This is a genomic window from uncultured Pseudoteredinibacter sp., assembly GCF_947500695.1.
Lineage (GTDB): Bacteria > Pseudomonadota > Gammaproteobacteria > Pseudomonadales > Cellvibrionaceae > Pseudoteredinibacter.
This window is the reverse complement of sequence record NZ_CANMSS010000001.1, coordinates 102,486-117,997: the sequence shown is the minus strand read 5'-3', so window position 1 is coordinate 117,997 and position 15,512 is coordinate 102,486. Positions and strand designations below refer to the sequence as shown.

The following is a 15,512-nucleotide window of genomic DNA, read 5'->3' as shown; positions in this document are numbered from 1 at the left end:
TTCGTTTTTGGCAGCGTTAAAACTGCTTTAGGAACTTCAGATCGTTTTCAAACATCATGCGCAAATCGTTAATGCCGTAGCGCAACATGGCTAGGCGATCGACGCCCATACCAAAAGCAAAACCGGAATACACTTCGGTATCGATGCCGCTCATTTCAAATACATTGGGGTGTACCATGCCGCAACCACCCACTTCTAACCAGCCGGTTTTACTACAGATACGACAGCCTTCGCCGCCACAAGCGGTGCACTGGATATCCATTTCGGCCGAAGGCTCGGTGAATGGAAAGTAAGATGGGCGGAAACGTACGTCGACATCTTTTTCAAAGAAGGCACGCAGGAATTGCACCATGGTGCCTTTTAAATCGGCGAAGCTGATATTTTTATCAACCACTAAACCCTCTACCTGGTGGAACATTGGGGTGTGGGTTAAGTCAGAATCACAGCGATATACGCGGCCCGGGCAGATGATGCGTATCGGCGGCTCTTGGGTTTCCATGGTACGCACTTGCACGGGTGAGGTGTGGGTACGCAGTACATGGCTTGCATCGACGTAAAAGGTATCGTGCATGGCGCGCGCTGGGTGGTGATCGGGAATATTGAGCGCGGCAAAGTTGTGGTAGTCGTCTTCTACTTCTGGGCCCTGCTCTACGCTATAACCGGCTACGGCGAAGATTTCTTCGATGCGCTGTAAGGTGCGGGTTACTGGGTGTAAGCCACCTTGTTCGTCGCGACGGCCTGGTAAGGTAACGTCGACGGTTTCTTCGGCCAGCTTTGCGTTAATTGCTGCTTGTTCGAAGGCGGTTTTTTTGGCGGTAATTTGATCTTGGACTTCTTGCTTGGCTTTGTTAATTTCGGCACCGGCGGCTGGGCGTTCTTCGGCGCTCAGTTTGCCTAGGCCTTTGAGTAGTGCGGTGATTTCACCTTTTTTGCCAAGGTAGTCGACGCGCACGGCATCCAGTGCGGCCATGTCTTCGGCTTTTGCTACAAGTTCAAGCGCTTGTTGCTTTAGCGCTTCAAGATTTTCCATTGGTGTCTCCAATGTTGAATGTCATTAATATATTTTTAGCCGCGCCCTATAAGAAAATTACTTGCAGAGCCATCAAGCAAATTACTTAAGAGGTCTGTAAAACTCGCTTAAACCCATCCCTGGGACGCTCTCTCCAGGCCGTCCTGGCCTTCTAAGGTTTTACAGACCTCTTAAGTAATTAGCTTTCACTTCGATCTTCTTTTTCAATTACCCTCTATTTTTTTAATTCAGAGACCTTACTCGTCTCATCAATCACAAAAACCGCTTTAATCTTTAAGCCGTCTTCTTTTAAGCCCATCAAATACCGCGTAGTGGCGTTGTATATTTCAGCACCTGCATCATCACAAAAATACCATTTAAGCGTGACAATACTGAGGCAGTTAGATAACTCGTACTGATCAAGCCGCTCAAAATTAACTGCGGCAACACCTAGCTCTTTATAAAGAGCGATAAGGTTTTTACTGTTGTTATTAAATGCCTCTTCCGTAAACGCAACCGACTCACCAGCTTCGGTATAAAACGTCATGGGAAATTCATATACACTGGCAATAAACTCAGCATCAGCTTTCAGAAAAGATTCCGCATAGCGGCCAAAAAAGCGATCCAATTCAACAGCAGTTTTATTCAGTACCACATCCTCTAAATATACTCACAGCTTTAATAAGCTATTTACTCAAATTCAACCTTAAAAGCTGAACCTACCAGCGACACAGGAGTGTCGCCAGAAATGGATGCGCCTAAGCGCATCCATTTCTGCGAGCGAGCTAAAGGCAAGCCGTTTCGCAAACGGCGCCAGCCTTTAGCTCGCGACGTTTCACTCAAAACAGGAGTTTTGAGTGAAACAGTAGGTAAAAAAAAAGGAGAGGCCGAGGCCATCTCCCTTTCTTTCGCATCTTTCTAGGCAACACCCCAAGGGGTGTTTTCATCGTTGTGCTTAAGCGAGAGCAGCTTTGGCTTTTTCAACGATGGCCGCAAAAGCAGGCTTGTCGTGAACGGCTAGGTCAGCCAATACGCGACGATCCAACTCGATGTTGGCTTTCTTTAAACCAGCGATCAAACGGCTGTAGCTCAAACCTTCATTGCGTGATTGCGCATTGATACGAGTGATCCACAAAGCGCGGAAGTTACGCTTCTTAACGCGACGGTCGCGATAAGCGTATTGACCAGCTTTGATAACCGCTTGCTTAGCTACGCGGAAGATGCGTGAACGCGCTCCGTAGTAACCTTTAGCTTGCTTTAAAACTTTCTTGTGACTGCGACGCGCCACCACACCACGTTTTACACGTGCCATAATCCTATCCTCTTAAAAAATTGATAAACCAGTGTTGCTTACTTGGCACGCATCATGCGATCTACCAAACCTACATTATCTTCATGCAGGATATTGGTACCACGCAGTTGACGCTTACGCTTAGTGGTCATCTTGGTTAGGATGTGGCTTTTGTTAGCGTGCTTGTGCTTATAGCCCGCAGCCGTCTTTTTGAAACGCTTTGCAGCGCCACTGTGTACTTTAGCTTTTGGCATCAGAATAACTCCAAATGTAGCATTGATGGTTTTTAATGAAGTAAGTAGGCAGCTAAAAGCCCGATCACTTCTTCTTTTTCGGGGCGATAATCATCAGAAGCTGGCGTCCTTCCATTTTAGGATGCTGCTCGACGGTACCAATCTCTTCCAGGTCGACTTCGATACGTTTCAGCATCTCCATACCCAATTCCTGGTGAGCCATTTCTCGGCCACGATATCGCAAAGATATCTTGACCTTGTCCCCTGCTTCGAGGAAACGGCTAACGTTACGCAACTTAATGTTGTAATCGCCAATATCCGTTCCCGGACGAAATTTCATTTCTTTAACCTGCTGCTGCTTTTGCTTCTTTTTAGCAGCGGCTTTGGTTTTCTTAATATCAAAGAGATGTTTGCCGTAGTCCATGACCTTACAAACAACGGGATCGGAATCACCCGCGATCTGTACCAAATCTAGGCTTGCTGCGCGTGCAACCTGCAAAGCCTCATCCAGGCTCACAATACCTGCTTGCTCTCCATCCGCACCAATCAGTCGAACCTTGTCCGCAACGATGGCATCATTGATGTTGGCCTTTTTGCTACGGCCTTTTGCATTATCTCTTTTAATTGCTCTTTTCTCCTAAATATGGGCCTGCTCTCCCCCGGTGGGTGAGTTAGGGCCCTTCAAGCGCGAATGCCGAGGCACTTCCCATGTTATACCGTCTATGCGGTAACCTTAGGAAGCAGCTCGGCTACGTTGCGCCACGTCTTTTTCAAGCAGTTCCACAAAGGCCTCAAGGCTCATACTGCCGAGGTCTTCACCTGTGCGGGTACGCACGGCCACTGCTTGCGATTCCACCTCTTTATCTCCGATTACCACAAGATAAGGGGTCTTCTGAATCGTGTGCTCGCGGATTTTAAAGCCGATCTTCTCATTTCTCAAGTCCGATTTCGCTCTAAAGCCCTTGTTTCGCAAGGTTTCTTCTACTTTTTGGCAATATTCTGACTGATTGTCGGTAATATTCATGACAACCACCTGTTCAGGCGCCAACCAAGTTGGGAATGCACCTTCGTAATGCTCGATCAAAATACCGATAAAACGCTCGAAAGAACCCAAGATTGCGCGGTGCAGCATAACGGGCACCTGGCGAGAGCCATCTTCGGCTACATATTGCGCATCTAGGCGACCTGGCATGGAGAAATCCACCTGCATGGTGCCACACTGCCAGATACGGCCCAGGCAATCCTTCAAGGAGAATTCAATCTTAGGGCCATAGAAGGCACCTTCACCTGGTAGGTATTCGAACTCCAAGCCTTTGGCGTTTAGAGCATCGGCCAAAGCCTTCTCGGCACGATCCCAATCTTCGTCACTACCTACGCGCTTCTCTGGGCGGGTCGATAGGCGAATAATCACATCAGAGAAACCGAAATCGGCGTATACGGCATAAAGCAGATCGGTAAAGGTGGATACCTCATCTTGAATAGCGCTTTCTTCACAGAAGATGTGGCCATCATCCTGTACGAAGCCGCGAACTCGCATAATACCCTGCAGTGAACCAGAAGCTTCATTACGGTGACAGGAACCAAACTCAGCCAGACGCAAGGGTAGATCTTTGTGACTCTTCAAACCCTGATTGAATACCTGTACGTGACATGGGCAATTCATTGGCTTGATGGCGAAATCTTTGTCTTCAGATTTCACGGTAAACATATCTTCGCGGAATTTGTCCCAGTGACCTGACTTTTCCCATAGGCTGCGATCAACCACTTGCGGGGTTTTCACTTCCTGGTAGCCGTTATTACGCTGCACTTGGCGCATATACTCTTCTACCGCCGTGTAAACCGCCCAACCTTTCGGATGCCAAAAGACCATACCAGGGGCTTCTTCTTGCAGATGGAACAGATCAAACTTCTTACCCAGCTTACGGTGATCACGTTTTACCGCTTCTTCTAAAAAGCGCAAGTGGGCTTTAAGGGCTTTCTTATCCGCAAAGGCAATGCCGTAAATACGCTGCAGCATTTTATTGTCGGAATCACCACGCCAGTAGGCACCAGAGGTACGCATCAATTTAAAGTGATGGCAGAAGCTCATATTTGGCACGTGGGGACCACGGCACATATCCACGTATTCTTCGTGGTGGTATAGGCCTGGACGATCATCTTTTTGGATATCGTTATCCAAGATTTCCATTTTGTAAGGCTCGCCGCGCTGCTCAAACACATCGCGAGCCTCTTGCCAGCTTACTTTCTTCTTCACCACGGTGTAGTTGGTCTTGGCCAACTCCAACATACGCTTTTCAATGGCCTGCACATCCTCATCGGTGAGGGCATGCTCCATATCGATATCGTAGTAAAAGCCATGCTCGATGGTTGGGCCGATTGCCATCTTGGCATCTGGGTACAGCTGCTTTAAAGCATGCCCCAATAGGTGTGCACAAGAGTGGCGGATGATCTCGAGGCCGTCATCGTCGCGGGTGGTGAAAATGGTTAGATCGGCGTCTTCTTCAATGATGTCGCAGGCATCCATGCGCAGACCGTTTACTCGGCCACCTAATGTTGCCTTAGCCAAACCAGGGCCAATATCAGCAGCAACATCGTAGATGCTTACAGGTTTATCGAATTCGCGTTTAGAACCATCAGGAAGTGTAATTACAGGCATTATTAAATCCTTTCAGTGGTGACCCCTACCAAAGGCCACATGAATTAATTTGGGTAGCTTTCTAAAGCTCATCTATAAGCTATTTGTATAGAAGTTAGCCACCAGTGTAGAAGAATATTAAAAATTCACACGAAAAAGCCCGCAAATAGCGGGCTAATTTCGGGCGCAAACTTTACCACCGTAAAGCCTGCAAATAAAGGGGCCCAAAACCAGGGGTCAGATCCCAAGGGATCTGACCCCGCATCGAAGCCGCTTACCTAAACGCTTTTACCGTCTACATAAAATCAAACCGGCAAAGTCTTCGCCACAGGCAAACGACGAATTCTCGGCCCACCAGCATCGGCTATGGCATTAGTAATAGCAGGAGCCACTGGCGGTACTCCCGGCTCTCCAACACCACGCGGAGCATCATCAGCCTCGATAATATCAATATGGATATCAGGACACTCGCTCATACGCGCCAAACGATAACCATCAAAATTGCCCTGCTCCACCACGCCATCTTTAGTGGTGATCTCACTGTACATGGCAATGCTAGTACCAAAGATCATCGCGCCTTCTAGTTGAGATTTAACACGGTCTGGATTCACCACCTGCCCCGCATCCGCCACGCAATGCAAAGATAATATCTTCGGGGACTTACCATCCATTACTACTTTGGCCACTACAGCCACATGCGCTAAAAAGCTATAGTGATAAGACAGGCCAAAGCCCACTCCAGCCTCTCGAGGATCATTCCAGCCCGCATTTGCACAAGCTTTTTCGATCACGGCTTTGGCTCGAGCTGTATCGTTCGGGTACTCAGCAATATTTTTGCCGTAATTACTGTAACTGGATAAACGAGGCTTGATCGAGCGATCTTCACCGATCGACTGCAGCCAAAAGGCCTTAGCATCTATTTTAGCCGCGGCCGCAAGCTCGCCCATCAAGCTACCATTGGCAAAAGCCATAGGAATATTGATTACAGAACGTAACCAACCAATACGCATATGGGCATTTATTTTACGGCGATGCAGTTCAACATTGGCAACCTCGAATGGAAAATCCGTAAACCCCTGATCCAATTCCCAGCCCGCCATGCTATCGGCAGGGCCAAATGTCGAGCCAATAGATGGTAAAGCAGCACTGCCCTGCCAGGCGGTGATTTTGCCATTTTTATCCAAGGCCGCTTTTAGCTGGGTATCACAAACCGCATGTAAGTAATCATGTCGGATATCGTCTTCACGGCTCCAGATAACTTTTACTGGCTTGCCAATTTGCTTGGCAAGCAAAGCCGCCTCGGCCACAAAATCCGGCTTCGACTTACGACCAAAACCGCCACCTAAATAGGTAACATGCACTGTCACGTTTTCCGGCTTTATACCAAGGCTGCCCGCTACCTGACGTTGAGCAGACTGCGGGGTTTGGCTGCAGGCCCAAACCTCACAATGGCCATCTTTAAAAATAGCAGTGGCCGCTGGCGGCTCCATAGAAGCATGAGCCAAATACGGCACAAAATAATTCGCCTCAACAATATGCTCCGCTGTTTTAAACGCTTTTTGAACATTACCCTGCTCAAATAATTTCAAACTACCTTCTTCAATATCATGGCTTGCAGCTAAGGTTTTGTTGTAGCCTTCGGAGCCATGTGTTTGATTTGCACCCAGATCCCATTTTAATTTGAGCTTTTTACGCCCCTGCTGTGCGGCCCAAGTATTACTGGCAATAACAGCCACACCTTCAATGGCATTAAAGGCCGCAGGTAAAGGACGGCCTTGGATCTTTTCTACACGAATAACACCTGGCACCGCCAAGGCTTCTTTGTCATCTAGCGAAAGCAATTTACCACCGAGAACCGGGCTGCGCTCTATACTGGCGTGCACCATATCGGGAAGCTCTACGTCAACCCCAAATTCAGCTTTGCCCTGAATAAAGGCCGGCATATCTATACCGTCTATAGGTTTACCAATATAGTTAAAATCTTTCTTTGCCTTGAGTTTAAGCGAATCCAAATTAGGCAAACTTTGCTGAGCAGCTAGCGTTGCCATCTCAGCAAATGTTGCCGTATTTTTGCCGTCGCTTAACTGATGGTTTGCAACATTGATTTGGCCAGCATCAACAGCCCATTTCTTAGCGGCGGCTTGGCGCAGCATCTCGCGAGCTGCCGCACCCATTTTGCGCATAGGCAAATAGAAATCGCGCACGCTGCGCGAGCCATCCGTGTTTTGCGAGCCGTATTCGCGGTTCGCCTGCCCTTGAATCACTTGAACCTTGTTCCAATCTGCTCCCATTTCATCCGCTAAAACCTGCGGCAAACCGGTGCGAATACCCTGTCCCATCTCAGATCGGTGGCACACAATTCTGACCGTGCCATCTAAAGCAAGCTCGACAAATAAATTCAAACGTAAAAAGTCTTCGCTATTACTTTTTGCGCCGCTGAGCACATCCATAGGAACTGCTGAGGGTTTTGCTTGCAACAAAGGTGCACCCAATAACAAACCACTACCGGCAACACCACTGGCTTGTAAAAACTGGCGTCGATTTAGCAGGCTAACATCGTTTCGTTTTTGTTCACTCATGATTACTGCTCCTGCCCAGATTTAGCCGCATTTTTAATGGCTTGTTTAATACGCGGATAAGTACCGCAACGACAAATATTGCCACTCATAGCATTATCGATATCGTCGTCATTAGGCATTGCATTGTAAGCCAGCAATGCCGCCGCACTCATCATCTGGCCAGGCTGACAATAGCCGCATTGGGGCACATTAATTTCTTTCCACGCCTGCTGCACAGGGTGTGATCCATCATCAGATAAACCTTCAATAGTGGTGATTGATTTACCCGCTACAGCTGATAAAGGTATAGAACAGGATCGTATCGGAGCACCATCTAGGTGCACGGTGCAGGCGCCACATAGCCCCTGCCCACAACCATATTTGGTACCGCTTAATTTTAGAATATCGCGCAATGCCCACAGCAATGGCATGTCACCATCGGCATCAAAGGTTTGAGTTTGCTGGTTTACAGTAAGAGTTATCATCAGGCTATATCGCTTTTTTATAAATTAGGGGCATTACATGCGGCCACCAGAGCTTTTAACGTTTTATTCTAGCGCGCAGAGTAAAAAATAAGTGTAAATTTTAACGATAAATTTTTGCTTACACATGAAGCTATTCAGGAACAACATGAATGTTACACAGGCAATACAAACGCTACGGCAAGCCTATTCAGCTGCCAATTAGGCTTATGACGAGACGAGTAGAATTCAAGTTAAAGTGAAGCGTAGAAGCTAAGTGTTTTCACTTAGAATGCCCAGCACTTTGAATTGCACGTCAAAAAACACATTTTTGTCGTCAAACTCTACATTTGTACTAAATTGTTTGGTTTTTAGTCAGTTTTTTCTTGTAGAATGCGCGCCCTGCCAACCCAGCCCACGCCGAGCTGGATGCAAAGCGGTTGGCAAAGTGGCAACGTTTGATTTAGGAAACATTATGGTACCCATAACGATTGAGGTGGAACTCTCAGGGCTAGCGTTGAAAGACGTATTAATGCCCGCTGTACCATCAAGGGGAGAAAGCTTGGTCATGGAAGACGTTCACTACTATGTCACTAAGGTGACACACGATATAGAAGCTGGAAAGTGTATTGTTACTGTGCGCTGAGCACATATAAACACTGCTTTTGTTTTTGCTTCTCGGCATAACTGGCCTTTCCCAGTAAAGCCCAATCGCCATAATAAGAATAATTGAAGGCCGCTATATGCGGCCTTTTTAAAATTCACGACTTGCCCTGAAATTAAACAAGCAATCCTAACACTTAAGCTTAGCGGAGTATTCAATTTAAATAATATTGGGCCTGCCTTAAATTTATACACTTAAATAATCAACAGCCGCATTAAAGCTGGCTGCTAAATTATCTTTAAGGCAACGAAATAATTAAGATTAATCAGCCCTACACTCCGCAGGCAATAAGCGTTTAGCAATAGTTGATTCTTTACACGACCATTCGATGCCACGCTCATCGCTCGTTGGCACATATGCGATGTAGCCTTCTATATTGGTTTTCTCGCTCATAGTGACAACTATCGCCCCCTCTTGCACAGAAAGTTTACCTACCAAGGGGTCGCTTACGGGGTCCAAGGATAAATCTTCTGTATTTGGCCAACGCTGATTTTCATAGGCATAATCCTCTACCAACGGCATAGTGGATTTTGCCACCTGTAATGCCGATGTCACCTTTGTTCGGTGGGTATAATCCTGATATGCAGGAAGTGCCACGGCCGCTAGAATTCCAACAATCGCGATAAATACAAAGACAAATAACACAAGCAAGGCACGACCGCTTTCTGAGCCCGCCGATAATCCATGATTGTACTTTTTATTCCAATTCTTTTGATTCGTAGAAAGAAAGACGATTCCTTCAACCCAGCCAATAATTGCAGGAATATAAGTCCAAAAGAATAGCAGATAGATGATTCCCCACCACTGCCCTAAGTAGAAACGATGGGCCCCAAACATGCCAAATGAAATTGCCATCACCGATGCCGCCACTCGGCTTTTGTAGCTGAAGCTATCTTGAATCAAGCCACACTGAGTACAACGAAACTTTTTTTCATCCAATGCGCCACCGCATTCGGAACAATACTGGTCCATCCGAAAATCCTTTTAATTTATTTATTTGGGTAAGCGCACTATTGTTCAATAAACACTGTGATTTGAAAAGCCCCTGACACAAAAACTTCACCAATATGCCTAAAAGCGATAGTACGCGCTTAATACACTTTATGGCCAATGCCACAATCTGACCTATACTTGCTCACGCAACACGTACAGCCTTTAAACCAAGACCGTTATTTATAAGGAAAACAAATGAAGTACCTTAAACTAGCGTTAATTCCTGTGCTTTTCAGTTCAGCAAGTTTCGCCGACTTCGAAGCCCTCACCTCAGAAACTATAAGCAATGCAAATATTACCACTCCAGGATTCACCGAAAATATTTCGGGTGATGCAATTGTATTCTGTCTTGGTGCTATCAACGGGCCATTACAAGATAATGATGAAATAACACTTACCCTATCAGACGATGCGAGATTCGCTTCATCTACAATGTCTTTGGAACTAGCGGTTGGAGGCGCCGGTAATGGCAATATTACCTTTGCTTCTCAATCACCAGCCGACGCAAATGGACAGCAGAGCGTATCCTTTACCGTTGATAACGCCGCAAGTCTTGGTGGGCAGGTTTTTTCGGGTAGTGCTTCTGACCCCGGTATGTGTATTGGCACGATACTCTCTGGGCAAACAATAGCAGGGCAAGGTGTGGACTTCAGTTTCACCAATCCATGGAACTCAACCGAAGTCACTATTAATGGCACTCTAACTCGTGGAGCAACAAGCTTAGTAAGCGGCTCAGTTCTTCTATTTAGTCTTCCGCAGCCACCAGCCAAACCGGTACCAAGCCTCCCTTTAGTGGGACTAGGATTATTAGCTGGATTGCTTGGGTTTGTTGGCCTCAGAAGATCAAATTCTAAAAGCAACAAAGGCTGATTGTTAAAAGTTCGATCGTACACCATGGGGCTGGCTTTATAGAGAGCCAGCCTATTACTAAAAACAGGGAAACAATAGCCCCGCTCAACAAGTCCTTCGCTAAATGTATAAAGTGTGACTGGTTGTATTACCTAAAAAAGCTAGGCACTCCTGATCGTCCAATTATCCCACAGAACGGGTATCTTCAGAGGGAGAAAGAAAATAACGAAACGCTTAGAACCAAGGCAAATACTAGAAATTGGTACGACCGAGTGGACTCGAACCACCGACCCCCACCATGTCAAGGTGGTGCTCTAACCAGCTGAGCTACGGTCGTACAATGGATTACCCGGCGGACGCCTTGGCAATCGAGGCGCGTACTCTACCAGTGAGAATAATAGCTGGCAAGGCCTAAACGGTGAAAAAAGTCATATCATTCCCAAGGCAATTGCGTAAAATACCCTTTTACAGCAAATACTTAGCTGCCACCGACGCTTTTTAAGCTAGGTTCTAGCTGCGAATTGCTACCCATTATCCCCAAGTTCTTAGGAGTCTGATCAATACAATGGCCATTGTCATCAGCGGAAGCAGTGGTTTTGTCGGCCAGGCCCTAATTCAATATCTTCAGAAACAAGCTGCTTGCCCTGAAAGTGACAGTTCTGAAAGTGGAAAATTTGAAACTGATATCGTCGCTTTGTGCCGCCAAGCTCCAAAGGCAGCAGCTGATGGCGTTCAATACCAAGTCATTGACGATTGGAGCGGCAAGCATTTAAGCGCCACCATCAATACGGGCGACAGTATTGTCCACCTTGCCGGTCGAGCTCACCAAGGGCACAAGTGCCCTGGTGAAGAAGCAAGATTACAGGAACAGTCTCATTTAACGCTCAGCCAAAAGCTGGCTAAAGCGGCCAAAGCAAAAGGCGCCAAACGCTTTATCTATATTAGTAGCGCGAAGGTATTTGCTGAAAATAGCGAGGGGCATGCGCAGGCTTTTACCCAAGCAATCGAACCCAAGCCTGAAGATCCCTATAGCAGGGCGAAATGGAATACCGAGCAATGGCTTGAAGAATACTGCACTCGCCATGGTTTAGAACTTATTATTCTGCGCCCTGGCCTCATCTATGACCGACACGCAAAAGGTAATATTGCCAAGCTACAAGCCCTTGTCAATAGTGGTCTTCCATTACCGTTTGCAGGTCTAAATAAGCGCCGAGACATGATTTCGCTGGTCAATCTATGCCATCTTATTGGCCACTGTATCAGCTGCCCCACTCCAGCAAGACATACATTTGTTGCAGCTGACGGCGCCTCCTTAAGCACCAGTGAATTGATTACTCTACTGGCGATAGCGGAAGGCAAAAAAGCACGTTTGTTTCGCTTACCCAATTGGCTATTAAAACTGCTAATGACGTTTTCTCCATTTAAACAGCAATGGCAAAAACTCAGCAGCGAATTCGCTCTGGATAACCGGGAGTGCAAAAAACAGCTCAACTGGCAGGCACCCTTTTCTCCGAAGCAAAGCTTGTTGGAGCACAGCTTTTCCGAAACAGCTGCAAGAACTGCAAACACCCCAACAAACGAACACAAGCACAATGGGGCGCAGTGATGTTAACAATGCTACTTGAATTAGCCCTACTTGCCGCTAGTGGCTGGGGACTTAGCCACGCTGTGCGATGTTATGCATTAAAAGCTCAGGTGGTAGATATACCTGGCGAACGCAGCTCTCACAGCCAAGTAACGCCCCGCGGTGGCGGCTTGGCTATTGTTATTTGTGCCGCCTTTTATGCTATCTATTTGGCCGTGCAAACGCCTTCATTGATGGCTTGGCTATTGGCCATCTTTTTGCCGGCCAGCCTATTGGGGCTCTTCAGTTTTATAGATGATCACCGGCCACTGTCTCGCCGGCTAAGAATGCTAGTCCATATGGCCTGCGCCGCCCTATTTTTATACCTGCTGCCAAATGCCAGCAACTTGCAGCTTGGCCCATACAGTATCGCCATAAATAGCTTCTGGGCATTACCCTTTAGCCTTATTGCCATAAGCTGGTTGATAAACCTCTATAACTTTATGGATGGCATTGATGGCATAGCGGCCACTGAGGCCATTAGCCTCCTGCTTGGCCTGCAAGTCATCATTACTGCCAACGGCGCTGGCTTTGATCAAATTCTTATGGGGCTGGCTGCGATAATTAGTGGTTTTCTCTTCATCAATTGGGCACCTGCAAAGATCTTTATGGGGGATATTGGCAGCTGCTTTTTGGGTTTAGCTTTAGCCGCTGTTGCCTGCTATTGCAGCGTGTATTATCAAATCTCCCTATGGTCAGCCATTATTCTACTAGCAACCTTTATCTACGACGCTAGTTGGACATTGCTATACCGAATACTCAGCAAACAGGCTTGGAATGAGCCCCATCGCAGCCACAGCTACCAAATTCTAAGTAGAAGGTGGGAAAGTCACAATAAGGTAGTCTGTGCTATGCTTGCAATTAACATCTTATGGTTACTGCCTTTAGCGATAGTAGCGGCCTATTTCCCTGCTTGGGGAGCAATAATTTTTGCTGCTGCTTGCGTACCACTTGCGACCATTGGTCACAGTTTAAAAGCCGGTCATAAATCACAGCTATAGCCCAGACAAACTGTGGCGCATACTGCTGATCAAAGTTAGAATAGGCGATTGCTTTAGCGCGATTGAGAGACCGGTGAATGATTGAAAACAGGCACGTCGCTAGATTAGAACGTGCATCTAGACAATCTAATTAGCTAGTATGTTATTAGAAAAGCCTAAAGTGCCTGGATAGCGCAAAGATAGAGTAAAAGGCAAAAATAAGGCCCAAGAGCCAAAACAATACAGCGAAGAAGTCATTGGATCTATTACATAAACAACTGGCAAAGACGCCACGCGCCCTAAAAAGGGGCCTATCGGTGCTATACGATGTACTAGCGATTGCTACTGCTTTGTATATTGCCTTTGCTATTCGTTTGGGTGAAAGCTATGAGTTTTCTCTTGCCAGTGACCTAAATACCTATGCCTTAACAACGATCATTTCAGTTGCTTCTTTTATACGCTTGGGCCTCTACCGGGCTGTGCTCCGCTATATGACTTTCCAAGCAATCTACACCATCGTACTTGGTATTGTGATTTCAGCTGTCGCCTTAATTGCCAGCAGCTTCTTTACCGACAGCTTTATGCCTAGGTCAGTGCCGGTAATCTATGTTTTCGCCGCCCTGATTCTTGTCGGCCTGCCACGCTTACTCATTCGCAATCTAGTCCAAATTAGCGATGTTATGCAGGGTGAAAAGGTGATCATTTATGGTGCTGGTGTCAGTGGCAGTCAACTAGCAGCTGCATTGCAACTCTCGCCCGATTATCAGCCGGTCGCTTTTATCGACGACAACAAGCGCCTGCATAACAGCACTGTACGCGGTATTTATGTGTCCGCTCCGGCTGAGCTAGAAAAACTCATGGAGCGTTATCAGACCGATAAAATATTGCTAGCTCTGGGTAGAACTCCACGCGCCAAACGCCATGAAGTGGTTAAAAACCTTGAAACCATGCCAGTGCAGATCCAAACCGTTCCCAATATGGCCGAGATTTTATCGGGGCGGGCAAATTTGAATGATATTAAAGATATCGAAATTGAAGATCTCTTAGGCCGCGACCCCAGCCTACCAGATCACAAGCTAATGGCCGCTAATATCAACAATAAAGTTGTGCTGGTAACTGGCGCCGGCGGCTCAATTGGCTCGGAACTTTGCCAACAGATTGCTTTGTTAAAGCCAAAGACATTGCTGCTACTCGAACAGAATGAATACAACCTCTATCGAATTAACGAACAATTACGAGAATTTAAAGAGGACCAAGAAGCACCTCTGCGAGTAAAAACTTTGCTTGGCTCGGCAGCCGATGAGCAACTGGTTTCACGTATCTTTAGAAACTACGACATCGATACGGTCTATCATGCTGCGGCCTACAAGCATGTGCCGCTACTCGAAGACAACAAGGTTGAAGGCTTGCGTAACAACGTTCTCTCCACATGGTATACCGCCAAAGCGGCCGTAGAATACCGTGTTGATAGCTTCGTTTTAATTTCTTCAGATAAAGCCGTGCGCCCTACTAATATTATGGGCGCCTCAAAACGCATTGCAGAGCTAATCTTGCAAGCGATGGATGCCAAGCAGCAACATACGCGTTTTTGCATGGTGCGCTTTGGTAACGTTCTAGGCTCCTCTGGCTCTGTTGTTCCACACTTTAAAGAACAGATCGCCTCGGGCGGCCCTATTACAGTGACCCACCCTGATATCACCCGTTACTTTATGGTCACCAGTGAAGCCGTGCAGCTAGTCATTCAAGCTGGCGCCATGGGCTCGGGTGGCGATGTCTTTGTTTTGGATATGGGCGAGCCGGTTAAAATTTCAGATCTAGCCAAAGAAATGATTTTATTGTCTGGATTGCAACTGAAAGACGAACATAACCCTGACGGCGATGTAGAGATTCACTACACCGGCTTGCGCGCAGGCGAAAAACTTTACGAAGAGCTGCTGGTCAAAGAGGAATGCGAACGCACTCGCCACCCTCGCATTATGCGTAGCCGTGAAGAGGCGATGAGCTGGAATGAGGTTAACGCTTTTATCGATACCATCAAGCAATTAGATGGCTCTGAAAGCAATACTGACATTGCTAAGCTTTTGCAGGCTTCAGCGATTGACTATCAGACTCAGCAGCCACTAACACCTCAGTTTCGCCGTACCATACAAGCGATATGTGAAGATGGCATCCCTGCCGCCCAGGCGAGCTCATAACGCTCGCCCTATTCTGCGCT

At 47.0% G+C, this 15,512-nt stretch carries 15 protein-coding genes and 1 tRNA gene; 6 read left to right on the top strand and 10 right to left on the bottom strand.

Translation table 11 applies throughout. The features are described 5' to 3' along the window. Nucleotides 1-16 precede the first annotated feature (16 nt). The gene (gene pheS / locus Q1A08_RS00470; protein ID WP_299768118.1) at nucleotides 17-1,030 is read right to left on the bottom strand and encodes a phenylalanine--tRNA ligase subunit alpha; all 1,014 of its coding nucleotides are present in this window, start codon (nucleotides 1,028-1,030) and stop codon (nucleotides 17-19) included. Nucleotides 1,031-1,244: 214 nt separating this feature from the next. Then, nucleotides 1,245-1,664, bottom strand: a complete 420-nt coding sequence (locus Q1A08_RS00465; RefSeq protein WP_299768115.1) for a hypothetical protein — start codon at nucleotides 1,662-1,664, stop codon at nucleotides 1,245-1,247. A gap of 93 nt (nucleotides 1,665-1,757) precedes the next feature. Between Q1A08_RS00465 and Q1A08_RS00460 the strand changes: the two genes are divergently transcribed. Continuing rightward, entirely contained in the window at nucleotides 1,758-1,931 is a 174-nt protein-coding gene (locus Q1A08_RS00460; protein ID WP_299768112.1) for a hypothetical protein, read from the top strand. A 33-nt stretch (nucleotides 1,932-1,964) separates the two neighbouring features. Here Q1A08_RS00460 and rplT read toward each other — a convergent pair whose 3' ends face one another. The 6 genes from rplT to Q1A08_RS00430 all read right to left on the bottom strand — a co-directional run bounded on the left by rplT (nucleotide 1,965) and on the right by Q1A08_RS00430 (nucleotide 8,211). Continuing rightward, nucleotides 1,965-2,321, bottom strand: a complete 357-nt coding sequence (rplT, locus tag Q1A08_RS00455) for a 50S ribosomal protein L20 (protein ID WP_166844588.1) — start codon at nucleotides 2,319-2,321, stop codon at nucleotides 1,965-1,967. Between the two features lie 38 nt (nucleotides 2,322-2,359). Next, on the bottom strand, nucleotides 2,360-2,554 hold the full coding sequence (rpmI, locus tag Q1A08_RS00450) for a 50S ribosomal protein L35 (RefSeq protein WP_166844586.1): 195 nt from the start codon (nucleotides 2,552-2,554) through the stop codon (nucleotides 2,360-2,362). Nucleotides 2,555-2,618: 64 nt separating this feature from the next. Then, nucleotides 2,619-3,158 (bottom strand): translation initiation factor IF-3, encoded by a 540-nt coding sequence (gene infC, locus Q1A08_RS00445; protein ID WP_299769891.1) that lies wholly within the window; start codon nucleotides 3,156-3,158, stop codon nucleotides 2,619-2,621. A gap of 108 nt (nucleotides 3,159-3,266) precedes the next feature. After that, nucleotides 3,267-5,189, bottom strand: a complete 1,923-nt coding sequence (gene thrS, locus Q1A08_RS00440; RefSeq protein ID WP_299768087.1) for a threonine--tRNA ligase — start codon at nucleotides 5,187-5,189, stop codon at nucleotides 3,267-3,269. Nucleotides 5,190-5,473: 284 nt separating this feature from the next. Continuing rightward, entirely contained in the window at nucleotides 5,474-7,747 is a 2,274-nt protein-coding gene (locus Q1A08_RS00435; RefSeq protein ID WP_299768085.1) for a molybdopterin cofactor-binding domain-containing protein, read from the bottom strand. Nucleotides 7,748-7,749: 2 nt separating this feature from the next. Further along, a complete protein-coding gene (locus Q1A08_RS00430; protein ID WP_299768083.1) occupies nucleotides 7,750-8,211 on the bottom strand; it encodes a (2Fe-2S)-binding protein in 462 nt (153 codons plus the stop codon). Between the two features lie 451 nt (nucleotides 8,212-8,662). Here Q1A08_RS00430 and Q1A08_RS00425 point away from each other — a divergent pair, with 451 nt between their 5' ends. Continuing rightward, complete coding sequence (locus tag Q1A08_RS00425; protein ID WP_299768081.1) at nucleotides 8,663-8,833, top strand: hypothetical protein; 171 nt, start codon at nucleotides 8,663-8,665, stop codon at nucleotides 8,831-8,833. 279 nt (nucleotides 8,834-9,112) lie between these two features. Here Q1A08_RS00425 and Q1A08_RS00420 read toward each other — a convergent pair whose 3' ends face one another. Next, entirely contained in the window at nucleotides 9,113-9,823 is a 711-nt protein-coding gene (locus Q1A08_RS00420; protein ID WP_299768079.1) for an NINE protein, read from the bottom strand. A gap of 216 nt (nucleotides 9,824-10,039) precedes the next feature. Here Q1A08_RS00420 and Q1A08_RS00415 point away from each other — a divergent pair, with 216 nt between their 5' ends. Then, nucleotides 10,040-10,714, top strand: a complete 675-nt coding sequence (locus tag Q1A08_RS00415) for a hypothetical protein (RefSeq protein ID WP_299768078.1) — start codon at nucleotides 10,040-10,042, stop codon at nucleotides 10,712-10,714. A 239-nt stretch (nucleotides 10,715-10,953) separates the two neighbouring features. On the opposite strand, the gene Q1A08_RS00410 is transcribed toward Q1A08_RS00415, so the two are convergent. Further along, a tRNA-Val gene (locus Q1A08_RS00410) sits at nucleotides 10,954-11,030 on the bottom strand. A gap of 228 nt (nucleotides 11,031-11,258) precedes the next feature. Here Q1A08_RS00410 and Q1A08_RS00405 point away from each other — a divergent pair. The 3 genes from Q1A08_RS00405 to Q1A08_RS00395 all read left to right on the top strand — a co-directional run bounded on the left by Q1A08_RS00405 (nucleotide 11,259) and on the right by Q1A08_RS00395 (nucleotide 15,492). Next, nucleotides 11,259-12,299: an NAD-dependent epimerase/dehydratase family protein gene (locus tag Q1A08_RS00405; protein ID WP_299768075.1), complete on the top strand. Its 1,041-nt coding sequence runs from the start codon at nucleotides 11,259-11,261 to the stop codon at nucleotides 12,297-12,299. After that, nucleotides 12,299-13,318 (top strand): glycosyltransferase family 4 protein, encoded by a 1,020-nt coding sequence (locus Q1A08_RS00400; protein ID WP_299768072.1) that lies wholly within the window; start codon nucleotides 12,299-12,301, stop codon nucleotides 13,316-13,318. Before Q1A08_RS00405 ends, Q1A08_RS00400 begins: the two co-directional genes overlap by 1 nt. A 296-nt stretch (nucleotides 13,319-13,614) precedes the next feature. Continuing rightward, nucleotides 13,615-15,492, top strand: coding sequence for a nucleoside-diphosphate sugar epimerase/dehydratase (locus tag Q1A08_RS00395; RefSeq protein WP_299768070.1), 1,878 nt, complete (start codon nucleotides 13,615-13,617; stop codon nucleotides 15,490-15,492). Nucleotides 15,493-15,512: the final 20 nt, after the last annotated feature.

Coding starts and splice junctions, on each gene's coding strand:
- Q1A08_RS00460 (WP_299768112.1), top strand. CDS start 1,758: ATGGATGCGCCTAAGCGCATCCATTTCTGCGAGCGAGCTAAAGGCAAG.
- pheS (WP_299768118.1), bottom strand. CDS start 1,030: ATGGAAAATCTTGAAGCGCTAAAGCAACAAGCGCTTGAACTTGTAGCA.
- rplT (WP_166844588.1), bottom strand. CDS start 2,321: ATGGCACGTGTAAAACGTGGTGTGGTGGCGCGTCGCAGTCACAAGAAA.
- Q1A08_RS00425 (WP_299768081.1), top strand. CDS start 8,663: ATGGTACCCATAACGATTGAGGTGGAACTCTCAGGGCTAGCGTTGAAA.
- thrS (WP_299768087.1), bottom strand. CDS start 5,189: ATGCCTGTAATTACACTTCCTGATGGTTCTAAACGCGAATTCGATAAA.
- Q1A08_RS00420 (WP_299768079.1), bottom strand. CDS start 9,823: ATGGACCAGTATTGTTCCGAATGCGGTGGCGCATTGGATGAAAAAAAG.
- rpmI (WP_166844586.1), bottom strand. CDS start 2,554: ATGCCAAAAGCTAAAGTACACAGTGGCGCTGCAAAGCGTTTCAAAAAG.
- Q1A08_RS00405 (WP_299768075.1), top strand. CDS start 11,259: ATGGCCATTGTCATCAGCGGAAGCAGTGGTTTTGTCGGCCAGGCCCTA.
- Q1A08_RS00400 (WP_299768072.1), top strand. CDS start 12,299: ATGTTAACAATGCTACTTGAATTAGCCCTACTTGCCGCTAGTGGCTGG.
- Q1A08_RS00430 (WP_299768083.1), bottom strand. CDS start 8,211: ATGATAACTCTTACTGTAAACCAGCAAACTCAAACCTTTGATGCCGAT.
- Q1A08_RS00415 (WP_299768078.1), top strand. CDS start 10,040: ATGAAGTACCTTAAACTAGCGTTAATTCCTGTGCTTTTCAGTTCAGCA.
- Q1A08_RS00435 (WP_299768085.1), bottom strand. CDS start 7,747: ATGAGTGAACAAAAACGAAACGATGTTAGCCTGCTAAATCGACGCCAG.